Source organism: Nocardia sp. NPDC050435, from assembly GCF_040655395.1.
Classification (GTDB): Bacteria; Actinomycetota; Actinomycetes; order Mycobacteriales; family Mycobacteriaceae; genus Nocardia.
On record NZ_JBFAJW010000021.1, the window covers coordinates 23,239 to 37,099 of the forward strand.

Annotated in this window: 16 protein-coding genes; 5 read left to right on the forward strand and 11 right to left on the reverse strand. The window is 69.2% G+C overall.

Features of this window, described 5'->3' with window-relative positions; genetic code table 11:
- Positions 1 to 58 precede the first annotated feature (58 nt).
- Together AB0I43_RS39900 and fbaA are read right to left on the reverse strand one after the other, a co-directional pair.
- Positions 59 to 1,177, reverse strand: coding sequence for a BTAD domain-containing putative transcriptional regulator (locus tag AB0I43_RS39900; RefSeq protein WP_356981280.1), 1,119 nt, complete (start codon positions 1,175 to 1,177; stop codon positions 59 to 61).
- A gap of 59 nt (positions 1,178 to 1,236) precedes the next feature.
- Positions 1,237 to 2,313: a class II fructose-bisphosphate aldolase gene (gene fbaA / locus AB0I43_RS39905; protein ID WP_356981282.1), complete on the reverse strand. Its 1,077-nt coding sequence runs from the start codon at positions 2,311 to 2,313 to the stop codon at positions 1,237 to 1,239.
- 274 nt (positions 2,314 to 2,587) lie between these two features.
- Between fbaA and AB0I43_RS39910 the strand changes: the two genes are divergently transcribed.
- Together AB0I43_RS39910 and AB0I43_RS39915 are read left to right on the forward strand one after the other, a co-directional pair.
- On the forward strand, positions 2,588 to 3,262 hold the full coding sequence (locus tag AB0I43_RS39910; RefSeq protein WP_356981334.1) for a VTT domain-containing protein: 675 nt from the start codon (positions 2,588 to 2,590) through the stop codon (positions 3,260 to 3,262).
- Positions 3,263 to 3,266: 4 nt separating this feature from the next.
- Positions 3,267 to 3,965, forward strand: a complete 699-nt coding sequence (locus AB0I43_RS39915; RefSeq protein ID WP_356981284.1) for a DedA family protein — start codon at positions 3,267 to 3,269, stop codon at positions 3,963 to 3,965.
- A gap of 3 nt (positions 3,966 to 3,968) precedes the next feature.
- On the opposite strand, the gene AB0I43_RS39920 is transcribed toward AB0I43_RS39915, so the two are convergent.
- The 4 genes from AB0I43_RS39920 to AB0I43_RS39935 all read right to left on the reverse strand — a co-directional run bounded on the left by AB0I43_RS39920 (position 3,969) and on the right by AB0I43_RS39935 (position 6,928).
- On the reverse strand, positions 3,969 to 5,057 hold the full coding sequence (locus tag AB0I43_RS39920) for a glycoside hydrolase family 76 protein (protein WP_356981335.1): 1,089 nt from the start codon (positions 5,055 to 5,057) through the stop codon (positions 3,969 to 3,971).
- A gap of 233 nt (positions 5,058 to 5,290) precedes the next feature.
- Entirely contained in the window at positions 5,291 to 5,974 is a 684-nt protein-coding gene (locus AB0I43_RS39925; protein WP_356981286.1) for a TrmH family RNA methyltransferase, read from the reverse strand.
- Positions 5,975 to 6,002: 28 nt separating this feature from the next.
- On the reverse strand, positions 6,003 to 6,518 hold the full coding sequence (locus AB0I43_RS39930) for a DUF4190 domain-containing protein (RefSeq protein ID WP_356981288.1): 516 nt from the start codon (positions 6,516 to 6,518) through the stop codon (positions 6,003 to 6,005).
- A 77-nt stretch (positions 6,519 to 6,595) separates the two neighbouring features.
- Positions 6,596 to 6,928, reverse strand: coding sequence for a DUF4190 domain-containing protein (locus tag AB0I43_RS39935; protein WP_356981289.1), 333 nt, complete (start codon positions 6,926 to 6,928; stop codon positions 6,596 to 6,598).
- A gap of 92 nt (positions 6,929 to 7,020) precedes the next feature.
- On the opposite strand from AB0I43_RS39935, the gene AB0I43_RS39940 reads away from it, so the two are divergent.
- From AB0I43_RS39940 to AB0I43_RS39950, 3 genes are all read left to right on the forward strand, one after another.
- Positions 7,021 to 8,370: a sensor domain-containing protein gene (locus tag AB0I43_RS39940; RefSeq protein ID WP_356981291.1), complete on the forward strand. Its 1,350-nt coding sequence runs from the start codon at positions 7,021 to 7,023 to the stop codon at positions 8,368 to 8,370.
- Positions 8,370 to 9,023: a response regulator transcription factor gene (locus AB0I43_RS39945; protein WP_356981293.1), complete on the forward strand. Its 654-nt coding sequence runs from the start codon at positions 8,370 to 8,372 to the stop codon at positions 9,021 to 9,023. Before AB0I43_RS39940 ends, AB0I43_RS39945 begins: the two co-directional genes overlap by 1 nt.
- Positions 9,024 to 9,101: 78 nt before the next feature.
- Positions 9,102 to 9,548 (forward strand): hypothetical protein, encoded by a 447-nt coding sequence (locus tag AB0I43_RS39950; protein WP_356981295.1) that lies wholly within the window; start codon positions 9,102 to 9,104, stop codon positions 9,546 to 9,548.
- Between the two features lie 6 nt (positions 9,549 to 9,554).
- On the opposite strand, the gene AB0I43_RS39955 is transcribed toward AB0I43_RS39950, so the two are convergent.
- The 5 genes from AB0I43_RS39955 to AB0I43_RS39975 form a co-directional block, all read right to left on the reverse strand.
- A complete protein-coding gene (locus AB0I43_RS39955) occupies positions 9,555 to 10,253 on the reverse strand; it encodes a lysoplasmalogenase (protein WP_356981297.1) in 699 nt (232 codons plus the stop codon).
- Between the two features lie 8 nt (positions 10,254 to 10,261).
- Positions 10,262 to 11,320 carry a beta-ketoacyl-ACP synthase 3 gene (locus AB0I43_RS39960; protein ID WP_356981298.1) on the reverse strand — a complete coding sequence of 353 codons (1,059 nt, stop codon included), beginning with the start codon at positions 11,318 to 11,320 and terminating at the stop codon, positions 10,262 to 10,264.
- A 50-nt stretch (positions 11,321 to 11,370) separates the two neighbouring features.
- Positions 11,371 to 11,904, reverse strand: coding sequence for an orotate phosphoribosyltransferase (pyrE, locus tag AB0I43_RS39965; protein ID WP_356981336.1), 534 nt, complete (start codon positions 11,902 to 11,904; stop codon positions 11,371 to 11,373).
- 69 nt (positions 11,905 to 11,973) lie between these two features.
- Positions 11,974 to 12,786 (reverse strand): SDR family NAD(P)-dependent oxidoreductase, encoded by an 813-nt coding sequence (locus AB0I43_RS39970; protein ID WP_356981300.1) that lies wholly within the window; start codon positions 12,784 to 12,786, stop codon positions 11,974 to 11,976.
- A gap of 24 nt (positions 12,787 to 12,810) precedes the next feature.
- On the reverse strand, positions 12,811 to 13,806 hold the full coding sequence (locus tag AB0I43_RS39975) for a hypothetical protein (protein WP_356981302.1): 996 nt from the start codon (positions 13,804 to 13,806) through the stop codon (positions 12,811 to 12,813).
- Between the last annotated feature and the right edge of the window lie 55 nt (positions 13,807 to 13,861).

Below are 13,861 nucleotides of genomic sequence, written 5' to 3' on the forward strand. Positions count from 1 at the left end.
ACCGGCCGGTGCCCCGGTTTCCGGGCAGACTCTCCGCAGCGGCTTCCCGCCCGCCGCTTTACGTGATCGCCTGGAACACCAGCACGGTCGCGCCGATCCGGATCAGATCACCGTCGGCGAGCAGCGCGCCGTTGTCGATGGCTTCCTCGTTGACGTAGACGCCGTTAGCAGAACCCAGATCCTTGATCAGCAGACCGGCCCGGCTCGGCATGATGTGCGCGTGATACCGGCTCGCCTTGGGATCGTCGAGGATCAGGTCGTTGTCGGTCATCCGGCCGATGCGCAGCCCGGCCGGCGGGATCACCTGCGCGCGGCCGTCGGGCATGCGCAACTGACCGTTGCGGACCGTACGCGGCATCTCGGTGACCGTCTCGGTCATGTACTTGTGCAAGTCCTCGGTGCGCCGGAACTCCGTGGTCTGCAACGGTTCCTGGCGCAGCACCCGCTGCTCCAGCTCGACCAGCGCGGGCCCGGGATCGATGCCGAGCTCCTCGGCCAGCACCTCCTTGACCTGCCGCGCGGCCGCGAGCGCGTCGGCCTGCCGCCCCGACAGGTACAGCGCCGTGATCAGCTGGCCCCACAGTGGTTCCCGCAGTGGATGTTCAGCGGTCATCGAGCGCAGCTCACCGATCACCGCGGAGTGCCGTCCGGCGGCGATCTCGGCATCGATGCGGGCCGAGGCAGCGACCAGGCGCTCCTCCTCCATGGCGGTGGCGAAGCCGTCGGCGAAGCCGAGCCCGGCCAGATCGGCCAGCGCCCGCCCGCTCCACTCCTGCAGCGCGGCGCCGTAGAGCCGCGACGCGCTCTCGTGGTCACCCACGCCGGCGGCCTTGGACGCGGCCTCGCGGGCGGCCTCGAAACGGCCGATGTCGCAGGCTTCCTCGGAAATCTCCAGCCGATACCCCGAGGACTCGGTGCGCAGCACCTGCGCCGGGTCGATACCCGAATTACGCAGCGCCTTACGGATATTCGAGACGAACACCTGCAGGCTCGCCGCGTAGGAATCCGGCGGATCCTCGTTCCACACCATGTCGGCCAGTACGGCCGAGGACACCGCGCGCCGCCGATTGACGGTCAGCGCCGCCAATAACGCGCGCGGCTTGGGCCCGCCGACCGCCACCGGTACGCCACCGACGAACAACCGGACGGGCCCGAGCACGCGCACATCCACACTCATGAACTTCCTATTGCTCCCTCATCGGCGGCAGAACCCTTGCCCCCGAGAGGCGAAGAGGGTCAGGCGCTGATCGACCGACCCGCCGACTTCAGATCATTGCACGCCTCGACGACGCGCGCCGCCATCGCCGCTTCGGCCTTCTTCAGGTAGCTGCGCGGATCGTAGACCTTCTTGTTGCCGACCTCGCCGTCGATCTTGAGTACGCCGTCGTAGTTGGCGAACATGTGGCCGGCGATCGGGCGGCTGAAGGCGTACTGGGTGTCGGTGTCGACGTTCATCTTCACCACGCCGTAGTTCAGCGCGTCCTCGATCTCGGACTTCAGCGAGCCGGATCCGCCGTGGAAGACGAAGTCGAACGGCTGCGCGTCGCTGCCCAGGCCGAGCTTGGCGGCGGCCACCCGCTGGCCCTCGGCCAGCACCTCGGGACGCAGCTTCACATTGCCCGGCTTGTAGACACCGTGCACGTTGCCGAAGGTGGCGGCCAGCAGGTACTTGCCGTTCTCGCCGTGGCCCAGGGCCGCGATGGTCTTCTCGAAATCCTCGGGCGAGGTGTAGAGCTTGTCGTTGATCTCGGCCTCGACGCCGTCCTCTTCACCGCCGACGACGCCGATCTCGACCTCGAGGATGATGTTGGCCGCGTGCGTGGCCTTCAGCAGCTCCTTGGCGATCTCCAGGTTCTCGTCGATCGGGATCGCCGAGCCGTCCCACATGTGCGACTGGAACAGCGGGTTCAGCCCGGCGTTCACCCGCTCCTGGGAGATGGCGATCAGCGGGCGCACGAAGCCGTCCAGCTTGTCCTTGGGGCAGTGGTCGGTGTGCAGGGCGATCGTCACGTCGTACTTCGCGGCGATGACGTGCGCGAACTCGGCCAGCGCGACCGAGCCGGTGACCATGTCCTTCACGCCCAGGCCGGAACCGAATTCCGCGCCGCCGGTGGAGAACTGGATGATGCCGTCGCTGCCGGCATCCGCGAAGCCCTTGATGGCCGCGTTGATCGTTTCCGACGAGGTGACGTTGATGGCCGGGAAGGCGAAGGAATTCGCCTTGGCCCGACCGAGCATCTCGGCGTAGACCTCCGGAGTCGCGATGGGCACAGTGACAACCTCCGAGTAGTTCCATGTCTCAGCGTGCGGCAAAAGACAATTCTGTCAGGGCATACCCTAGGCCAGGGTGGTTTCGACCGGCATCTGGCCCGGTTGTCGCACCTGGGACAGCGGTGACCGATCGGTAGTTTCCAGGACGGCACGAGGCATCCGGGGGTTACCCGGTACTGTGGGCCGGGTAATCGGGCTGGCAGCACTCGAACAGTGAACTGTGACGCGCGTCGGCCGATCCCGGACAGGAGGCCGCGTGAATCTGCTGGCAGCGACCGATCTACTGGCGGTTGCCGATGAATCGGTATGGAGCAATCTGCTCAAGCCGCTGGATCTGCTGACCAAGACCTGGCTGGCGAACGCGGTGCTGCCCGCGATCCTGATCATCGTCTTCATCGAGACAGGTCTGCTGTTCCCGATCCTGCCGGGCGATTCGCTGCTGTTCACCGGCGGCATGCTGGCCGCGCAGCCCGATCCGCCGGTGTCGATCTGGGTGCTGCTGCCCGCGGTGGTGCTGGTCGCCTTCCTCGGCGATCAGTGCGGCTACTGGATCGGCCGCGCGATCGGCCCGAAGATCTTCCACAAGGAAGACACCCGCTTCTTCAAGAAGCACTACGTCACCGATACGCACGAGTTCTTCGAGAAGCACGGCCCGAAGACGATCATCCTGGCCCGCTTCGTGCCGATCGTGCGCACCTTCATGCCGGTGCTCGCGGGCGTCTCGCAGATGACCTACCGCAAGTTCGTGGCCTTCGACATCGTCGGCGCGATCCTGTGGGGTGGCGGCGTCACCGTGATCGGCTACTTCCTCGGCAATGTGGCGTTCGTGCGCGATCACATCGAGTCGATCTTCCTGCTGATCGTCTTCGTGTCGATCCTGCCGGCCATCATCACGGTCGCGAAGAAGCTGCGCAATCGCGGCGACACCCCGGTCAAAGAGGTGCTCGAGGCCGAGTTGACCGCGACCAGCCCGAACGAGACGAGCCGCTGAGCCGGTGGCTACGGCGGCGTCTCTCCTAGCAGTCGAACCGCTCGCGGTCGGCTCGTTCGACCCGCTGCTCTCGGCGGGTCCCACGCTCGTCTGGACCGTGGTCCTGACCTTCGTTTTCCTGGAATGCGCGCTGATCGTCGGGCTGTTCCTGCCCGGCGATTCGATGCTGATCACCGCCGGCATCGTGATGGCCGCGCACGCCTCCGGCGAGGCCCAGGTGTGGGCGCTGTCGGTGGGCGCGATGTTCGCCGCGATCGCCGGCAATCAGGTCGGCTATGTGATCGGGCAGCGCACCGGCCACCATCTGGTGGCCCGCAAGAACGGGCGCTACATCAACACGCGCAACCTGGCCCGGGTCTCGGATCTGTTGCAGCGCCACGGCTTTCTCGCGGTCCTGGTGGCCCGCTGGATTCCGTGGGTGCGCACGCTGTGCCCGATGGTCGCGGGCGCGGCCGGGATGGATCACCGGAAGTACACCATCGCCAGCACCATCGGCGCGATCATCTGGGCGCCGGTGCTGCTGCTGATCGGCTACTACGCGGGCGGCTGGCTGCAGCGGGTGCCGTGGCTGATGCCGATGGTGATCGCGGGCCTGGTGATCGGGCTGATCGTAGGCACCGCCCTCGGCATCCGGCACTACCGGCAGGAAATGGCCAAGCCCGCGGAGGATTTCGACGTCGAATCGGCGCCCGCGGACCGCTGAGACCTACAGCCCTCCGGCGCTGACCTGGTAGGCCGCCTCCATCAGCAGCCACCCCGAAAGCTGCACGGACAGATCGCGTTCGGGCACCTGCGAGGGCAGCACCGAACCGCCCGCGCTGAACACGCCCGCACCGGCGCTGCCGCCGGGCACCCGGGCCGGGCGGCTCCAATCCGCGCCGAACAGCGGCTCGCCCTCCACCTCGAGCCGGTTGGACCAGGCCGCCGTGGCGGACTTGCGCACGATGGCGGCCGCGAGCTGCCGATCCTCGACCTGTTCGCGCTCGTCACCGGGCAGCATCAGGGCGACCACGCCCAGATACCGGGCCAGGATCCCGTTGAACAGGCCACCGTCGCCACCGCCACCGCCGTGGATGACGCCGCCGGTGACCAGATGGGTGTCGACCGCGTGCAGCAGCCGATGCACCCGCTCGACGTGCTGCGGCGCACCGGTGTGCACCGCGAGTTCGGTCTCCAGGCCCAGCACGACGCCCTGGCAGTAGGTGTAGACGGCGGGCTCGATCGTGCCGGCGGGCAGGTGCACGCCGTCCAGGATCAGGCCGGTGTCCGGGTCGCGTAAGTTCGCGTCCAGCCAGTCGGCCATGTCCTGGGCGCGCTGGTACCGGCCGAGCCGGCACAGCGCGATGGCGCCCGGGCCGTTGGCGGGCGCGTTGTAGAAATCCGATCCGATCCGCCAGGGAATGCCGCCGCCGACCGCCGGATTCCAGGCGTCGTAGAGCTTGTTCTCCAGGGTGAGCAGGGCGCCGCGCACCTCGGTGAGCCCCTGGGTGCGCTCGGCGCGCTCCAGGGCGATGGCCAGCCAGGCCATGTCGTCGTAGTAGTTGTTCGTCCAGCCGGTCATGTTGCGGATCCGGTGCGAGCGCGCCAGCTCGCCGACACGCTTGCGGCGGGCCGGCGTCGGCACCCGGTTGGCGGCGTCGACCGCGCAGTCGATGAGGTGCGCCTGCCACCAGTAGTGCCAGTAGACGAAGGCGCGCTCACGCTTGGTCGCGGGCCAGCCGACCACGCCGAGCTCGGTACCCGGGATCGCCCACAGCGCCCGCAGATGCCGGGAGATGATCGCGGACTCGGCCATATCGGCCCGCTCCGACCACAGCTCGGGTGTCGGTGCGCTGCCGGATTCGCGGTGCGCCGCCCGGGGCCGTTTCGCCGCCGTTTCCGGGCCCTGAGCTCCCCCCGCGGCGTCCTGCCCGGTGTTCGGGCTGCGCGATGTCATCTCTCAATGGTGCCAGCTCGAGCGTGCATTACGTGGCCTATTTGTTACACGTGCGGGACCGGTCCGGCCGGTCGACGGCGCGGTTGAGACGCCTACCAGGCGGTGGACAGATCCGCGTGCTGACGCACCCAGGCGTGCATCGCGATACCCGCCGCGACGCCGGCGTTGATGCTGCGGGTGGACCCGAACTGGGCGATCGACACCGTCAGCGCCGCCGCGTGCTTGGCGGACTCGGTGACCCCGGGCCCCTCCTGCCCGAACAGCAGCAGGCACGCCCGCGGCAGCTCGGCGGTTTCCAGCGGCACCGCGCCCGGCACGTTGTCCACGGCGACCACGGTCAGCCCGTGCCGCTCCGCGTAGGCCAGCAGCTCGGCCAGATCGGCGTGGTGCTCGAGGTGCTGGTAGCGGTCGGTCACCATCGCGCCGCGGCGATTCCAGCGACGCCGGCCGACGATGTGCACCGCCGCCGCGGCGAAGGCGTTGGCCGTGCGGACGACGGTGCCGATATTGGCGTCGTGGCCGAAGTTCTCGATGGCGACATGGAACGGGTGCCGGCGCCGATCGATGTCGGCGACGATGGCCTCGCGGGTCCAGTAGCGGTAGCCGTCCACCACATTGCGGCGGTCACCGTGGGCCAGCAGTTCGGCGTCCAGGCGCGGGTCGGCGGGTGGCGGCGTGCCGAATTCTTCGGACCACGGCCCGACACCGTGCGGATGCTCGCCCCATTCGGTGGGTCCGGGGGCGGGCTCGGCGGTGTCGGGCTGTGGATGAGTCACTCCGACGATGCTATTCCCGGCGGAACGGTCAGTAGGTACTGGAGGTGCTGGCGCTGAACAGGCCCAGCGCGATGCCCAGGATCGCGAACACGATGCCGAGGGCGATCAGGGCGGTGCCGATGATGCCGAGAATGAAGCCGGCCTGGGTCTTGCCGCGGCCGCCGAGCGCGCCGCCGGAGGCGTCGATCTCGTCGAGCGCCTTCTTGCCCATGAACCAGGCGAACGGCGCGCAGAGCCCGCAGAGGGTCACCCCGAGAATGCCCAGGACGAGCACCATCGTGGACTGCGGATGCTCCTGCTGGCCGTAGGGCGCGCCATAGGGCTGCTGACCATAGGGTTGCTGCCCGTACGGCTGCTGGCCATACGGCTGCTGACCGTAGGGCTGCTGGCCGTACGGCTGCTGCTGCGCGTAGGGGTCGGAGGGCTGCCCGTAGGGCTGCTGGGCATGCGGATCGGATTGGCCGTACGGCTGCTGGCCGTACGGCTGTTGCCCATAGGGCTGCTCCGGCTGACCGGATTTGTCCATCGACGGCGGGAAACTCATGAGGGAGATGTTAGCCGTCGGCGTTCCGCTTCGGTGGTTCTGCTCGAGATCCCGCCGTCGCCGTGACCTGGGCGAGATCAGCCGGGCGCGGTGATCATCGCCGCGATGACGATGGTGAGGAACACCGCCACGCCCAGGCTGAGCAGCACGGTGGCGATGATGCCGCAGAGGTATCCGGCCTGGGCCGAGCCGCGGCCGCCGAGTCCGCCCGCGGCCGCGTCGATCTCGTCCATGGCGCGCTTGCCCATCACCCAGGCGAACGGGCCGAGCACCACCAGCAGCGGGCACATGAACGTGCCGATCAGGGAGGTGAGCCCGAGCACCATGGACGTCGTCGCCTGCGGATGATCCGGCGGAGGAACATAGGGTGGGTGGCCGTAGTAGTACTGCGGCCCCGGGTACGCGCTCACCCCATCGATCGTACGAGGTGTAGCTGGCACCACCACGGTTTCGGCGGTCAGCTCCCTCGATGACCGGGCCCGCACCGACCAGCATGGAAGCCATGACCGATACCCAGGCCCTCCCCGTCGTCGCCCAGGCGTCGCGGCCGTCCGCGGCGCCGCTGTGGCGCACCGTGCTCAGCGCACCGTTCCAGGCCCGCGCCTGGAAGGAATTCGCCTATCTGCTGGCGGTATTCGTGCTCGGCCTGGCGACGGTCACCTACCTGTTCCTGGGCTTCGGCGGCGGTCTGCTCGCCGCGGTGACGATCGTCGGCATCCCGCTGCTCGCGCTGTTGCTGCTGGGCGGCCGGCTCTGGGCCTGGGTTTATCGCGCGCTGTGCCGGACCCTGCTCGACACGCCTGTCGAACCGCCGCCGCCGTTCGTGCGGCAGCCCGGCCTGACCGGATTCCTCAAGAGCGCGTTCACCGATCGGCCGAGCTGGCGCACGCTGCTGTTCCTGGTGTTGCAGTTCCCGCTCGGCGTCGTGCTCGGCTATCTCGCGATGGTGCTCGCGGCCATGATCGCCTTTCTCGCGGTCTCGCCGATCATCTGGGGCGTGCTGCGGCCGGTCAACGTCGACGAGTACGGCGTCGAACGCCAGTCGATGATGCAGTTCGGCACTTACTACGTCGATACCTGGCCGCGGGTGCTCGGCGTCGGCGCGGTCGGCGTCCTGCTGTGCTTCGCCGTGCCCTGGCTGTTCCGCAGCCTCTGCCTGACGCACCGGGCGCTGACCCTCGCGCTGCTCTCGGCCACCGTGCGCGACAAGCAGCTGGCCGAATTGCGCGAGAGCCGCCGGGTGGCGGTGGACGACGCGGCCGCGACACTGCGCCGGGTCGAGCGCGACCTGCACGACGGCACCCAGGCCCGGCTGGTCACCATCGCCATGGCGCTGGGCCGCGCCGAGGAACGCCTGGCCACCGGCGGCGACCCGCACGACCTGATCGCCGACGCGCACGCCAGCTCCAAGGAGGCGCTCACCGAACTGCGCGAGCTGGTGCGCGGCATCCATCCGCCCGCACTGGAACTGGGCTTGGCGCCCGCGCTGGAAACGCTGACCTCGCGCTGCGCGGTCCCGGTGGATCTGCGGGTCGGCCTGCCCGAGCGCCCCAGCCCGGCCATCGAGGCCATCGCCTACTTCTCCGTCGCCGAACTGCTCACCAACGTGGTCAAGCACGCGCGGGCCGATCGAGTGTGGGTGTCGGTCGTGCCGCACGACGCGCGCACGCTCGCGGTCACGGTGCGCGACAACGGGATCGGCGGCGTGCTGCCGCCCGGAGCCGCCGCCGGGGGCAGTGGCCTGTCCGGCCTGGCCGCGCGGGCGCGGGCGGTGGAGGGCACGCTGACCGTGGACAGTCCGGCCGGCGGGCCGACCGTGGTGACCATGCTGCTGCCGAAGGTAGGACCGTGATGAGCACACCGCTGCGGATCGTCATCGCCGAGGACAGCGTGATCCTGCGCGACGGGCTGGCCGGGCTGCTCGCCGATCACGGGCACCAGGTGGTGGCCATGGTCGGTGACGCCGCCACGCTCAGCGACGTCGTCGCCCAGCACGATCCGGACGTGGCCGTGGTCGACGTGCGGATGCCGCCGTCCTTCACCGACGAGGGCCTGCTGGCCGCGATCGAGCTGCGCCGCAAGTTCCCGATGACCGGCGTGCTGGTGTTCTCCCAGTGGATCGAAACCCGGTACGCCACCGAACTTCTCGCCGCCGGCGCGAGCGGCGTCGGCTACCTGCTCAAGGACCGGGTGGCCGACGTGCGCGAGTTCGTCGACGCCCTGCAGCGGGTCGCCACCGGCGGCACCGCGCTGGATCCGGAAGTGGTGAGTCAGCTGATGGGCGCCTCCCGGCAACAGGATTCGCTGGCCCGGCTCACCCCGCGCGAGCGGGAGGTGCTCGAGCTGATGGCACAGGGCCTGTCCAACAACGCGATCGCCGAGGCGCTCACCGTGACCGAGCGCGCGGTGGAGAAGCACATCGGCAACATCTTCGTGAAACTCGATCTGCCGGTGTCGGATACGCATCACCGGCGGGTGCTGGCCGTGCTGCGGTTGAAAGGCTGACTTTCGTCAAGGCCCGTTCCGGAATCGGCCCGCCGACCTATTCTGAGGGTTGCAGGGTTTCCGGGGTGAGGGCTGGCCATGGACCACGCGCGTGTTCTCCGCACGGTGCTCGGCGTGACCGCCGGGTATCTGATCCTGCTCGGCCTGTGGCTGGGCTGGCTCATCCATCACATGCCGGCCGGTACCGTGCCCTACCAGATCGTCGCCATGGTCGGCCTGTTCGGCTCGGCCGTCGGGCTCGGCATGCTGCTGAGCACCCGCCCCTCCCGCGCCGACCGACGGCTGTGGCGGCACGGGCTCGAGGGGTGGGCCACCGTCAAGGGCCGGCGCCCACTGGGCCGCACCGATCACCACAGCGAACTGACCCAGCTGGATCTGGAGCTGACGATCCCCGGCGCCGAGACCTACTCCGGCTCGATCACCTTCGATCTCACGCCGGGCGACAGCCCGAAACTCGCGGTCGGCGAGACGGTCTCGATCCGGGTGGACCCCGGCAACCGGGACCGGATCATCCTGGTGCTGTGAATCCGCCTACCGCGGGCCCGGTTTCGCGTGCACCCGCGGATCGGCCAGCAGGTACTGGGCGGCGGCGTAGGTGCTCAGGATGACACCCTCGGTCAGATGCCGGGACCGGCTGCTGCGCGCGAACAGGCGGCGCAGCACGATCAGCCCGTCGGACACGGTGAACAGCAGCGCGCCCAGGCCGAGCCGGCTGCGCGGATCGGCGTCCGGGATATTAAGGCCCGCAACGTTCTTCGCGCCCGGCGCCAGACCGGGATCGGAGGCCAGCACGGCCGCGGCGCCCAGCGTCGCGCCGTAGGCGGTCAACGGCGTCGCGACCGTGCGCGCCCGGGCCCGCAGCAGCGCGCCCGCGCCGAGCCAGGCGGCGACGCGCGGCACCGCGATCCCCGGCAGCGGGCGGGCGCCCTGGCGCAGCCACAACGCCGAATATCCGGTCTGCATCACGGCGAAGCAGGACGCGCCCGCGATCAGGCGCCGGTCGTCGTCGGGATCGATCAGCAGGATGTCGCCGAGGGTGGCGGCGCCGAGCGCGCCGAGCAGCACGGCGCGGTCGGCCGGCTCGAGCTCGACCCCGGAGGTGACCACGTCCGCCGCCAGCAGCGGCATGAGCAATGGCTTGGCCGCCCACTGAAGTTTCTCCCGGCCGGTCACCGCGCCGAGGACGGTGACCGCGGCGGCCGCCAGATATCCGGCCCGCAAGGCACGCATGGGATTCCTCAGAAGCTCGGCTCGGCGGGCGCCGGCGGCAGCGTGACGACCTGGCCCGCGTAGCTCAGGCCCGCGCCGAAGCCGAGCAGCAGCGCCGTCTGGCCGCCCTTGGCCTTGCCGGAGACCAGCATCTCCTCCATCGCCAGCGGAATGGACGCGGCGGAGGTGTTGCCGGTGTTCTCGATGTCGTTGGCCATCGGGATGTCGTCGGCCAGGCCCAGGTTCTTGCGCATCAGCTCGTTGATGCGGGAGTTGGCCTGGTGCGGGATGAACACCTCGATGTCGTCCTTGGCGACGCCGGACATCTCCAGCGCCGAGGCCAGTGCGCGCGGCAGGGTGACCGCGGCCCAGCGGAACACGCTCGGCCCCTGCATGCGCAGCGACATCCGGCCGATCGTCTCGATCTCCGGGTCGATGCCCTGCATGGCCTGCGCCTTGTTCATGTACTCCAGGAAATCGACGTCCTGGGCGATGGCTTCGGCGTGCTCGCCGTCGCTGCCCCAGACCGTCGGGGAGATGCCGTTCTCCTCGCTCGGGCCGACCACGACCGCGCCCGCGCCGTCACCGAAGATCATGGCGGTGCCCCGGTCGGTCGGATCGAGTCCGACCGTCATCGTCTCGGCCCCGATCACCAGCACGTATTCGGCGGAGCCCGCGCGGATCAGGTCGGCCGCAACGCCGAGGCCGTACCCGAAACCGCCGCAACCCGAGGTCAGGTCGAATGCGGGAACACCGTTGATACCCAGGTCGTGGGCGATGGTGGGAGCGCCGTGCGGCGTGAGCTTGAGCCAGCTGGAGGTGCACAGGATCACCGCGCTGATCTTCGACCGGTCGATCCCGGTGTTGTTCAGCGCCCGCTCACCGGCCGCGGCCGCCATCGAGCGCAGCGTCTCGTCGCCACTGATCCAGCGGCGATTGCGGATGCCGGTGCGCTCGAAGATCCACTCGGGAGTGGAGTCGAGGACCTTGCACACCTCGTCATTGCTGACGATGCGCGCCGGACGGTAGGCACCGATTCCGAGCATCGCAACGTTCTCGCGATTTTTATTGACAGCAATGCTCACCATGGGTGACTCACACGACCCTTCACCGGACAACCCTGTAAACCGCGCCCAGGCTAACCCAGGGCAAGGTCTTTCAAACCGAGGATAGAGCGATACTCCAGGCCCTCGGCGGCGATCACCTGGTCGGCGCCGGTCTCCCGGTCGACGACGGTGGCGACACCGACGACAGTAGCGCCCGCCTCGCGCAGCGCGCGCACCGCGGTCAGTGGGGAGTTACCGGTGGTCGTCGTGTCTTCGACCACCAGCACCCGCTTGCCGACGATGTCGGGGCCCTCGATCTGGCGCTGCATGCCGTGCGCCTTGGCGGACTTGCGCACCACGAACGCGTCGATCGGGCGGCCCTCGGCGTGCATCACGGCCAGCGCCACCGGGTCCGCGCCCATGGTGAGGCCGCCGACGGAATCGAAATCCCAATCCGCGACCAGTTCCCGCAACAGGCGGCCGATCAGCGGGCCGGCCTCGTGGTGCAGGGTGGCACGGCGCAGGTCGACGTAGTAGTCGGCTTCCTTGCCCGAGGACAGCGTGACCTTGCCGTGTACGACCGCCAGCTCCCGGACCAGCGCCGCCAGCTTGTCGCGATCGAGCAAACGATGCTGCCCGAGCGGATCGCCGCTGCGGTCGTCAGCACCACCGGATGATGCCTCGCTCATGTATTCCTAAGTCCTTCCGCGTGAATTGAACAGGCCGCGATTCAGGCGCACCTGCAGGGCTCGCGGAATCATGCCAGCCGCCGTGGTGAGCACCTTGTACTGCACTCCGGGCACGCTAACCACCCGGTCTTTCTCCAGATCGCCGAGCGAACCGCTCACCACCTGCTCGACCGATAGCCACATGGCCTTCGGTGTCGCGGACATCTCGATGCCGGCCCGCTCGTGGAACTCGGTGCGGACGAACCCTGGGCACAGCGCCTGGATTTTCACCCCGGTGCCGGCCAGGCCGCCCGCCAAGCCCTCGGTGAAGGATACGACGTAGGCCTTGGAGGCCGAGTAGGTCGAGCCCCGTCCGGGCACCAGGCCCGCGACGCTGGCCACGTTCACGATGGATCCCTTGGCCGCGGCGACCATGGCGGGCAGGGCGGCGTGGGTGAGTTGCAGCACCGAGGTGACGTTGACGTCGAGCTGGGCCTGGAGCTGCTCGTAGGGCAGCGTCCAGAACTCGCCGCTGTGCGCGAAACCGGCGTTGTTGACCAGGAATTCGATGCCTTCGGCGGCCCTGGCCGCGACCCGCTCGCGATCGGCCGCCACGGCCAGGTCGGCGGGCAGCACCTCCGAGCGGGTGGCGTATTTGCGTTCCAGCTCCCCCGCCAGGGTGGTCAGCCGCTCGGTGTCGCGGGCCACCAGGACCAGGTCGTAGCCGAGCGTGGCGAGCCGGGTCGCGTAGCCGTGGCCGATGCCGGAGGTGGGCCCGGTGATCAGGGCGACCGGACGGGTGGCGCCGGGCAGACGCGCGGAAGCAGCACTTTCGGTCATGGCGACCACATTCCAATCAGCGATCTATTTCGGGACCGGCCCCTGATACGGGCGGAAGCCGGGGTGGAACGGCCCGCCGGGCTGGGGCGCCTCGTCGCGCCCGCGCGGCTCGTCGTCTTCGTCGAGTTGCTCCTCGCGCGCGCGGGAGCGGGCATCCGGGACGACGGCCAGCGACGGCCGGCGCGGCGGCTCCGGCTCGCGCGGCTCGGGTTCGTCGTCCTCGTCGAAATCGTCGTAGGCGTAGGAACGCTCGTCGAGATCCCGATCGTCGTAATCCCGATCGTCCTCGCGCTCAGGCGCGTTCGACGACCGCACCCGCACGGTCGGGCCGTCGAAGTCGGGGTCGTCGTCCTCGTCGCGGCGCGGCCGCGCGCGACCCGGCTCGTGACCGGTGGCGCCGGCGCGCGGATCGGCGACCGGCGGCAGCACGTGCAGCAGGCCGGACAGGCGCAGCACCGCGTCGATCGCGGTCTCCCAGTCTTTGGCGGAGGTGCCGATGGACAGCATGCCCAGCGTCCAATTGCCTTCCGACCACAGCATCTGGACCGTGTCGGGCAAAGTCTCGATGAACGCGACCATGCGCTGATCGACGGCGTGCCTGGCGATTTCGGGATTGGTCGCGAACACCACCCGGTCACCGATGGCGCCGAGCAGCTCCAGATCCGCGTCCTTCGGTGGGGCGGCCGTCTTCAGGCGCATGTCGACATCGATGTCGGAACCGATCTGGCGGCGCACCGCGACCAGCGTCGCCGCGTCTTCCAGATCGAACAGAACGAACTTCTCCCCCTTGCGGATTCCCGACACCACATCCACGGCGGAGAGGTAGCCGAGCTTGGCCAGCGCGCCGCGCCGCCAGGTGGAAGGCAGCGCCGGTTCCACCGATACATACGTGTAGCCCTGAGCTTTCGCCCAGACCTGGCGCGCGTGACCGGTCCGCTGCCGCTGGACCCGATCGAAATACAGCAGCACGATCGCACCTATCAGTGCGATCGCCGCCAACCCGAACCACAATGCCGTCATCGCCGTCTACCTTAATGGGCGCAGCCCGGCAGAGTTCGTCATTGTGCCGCGCCGA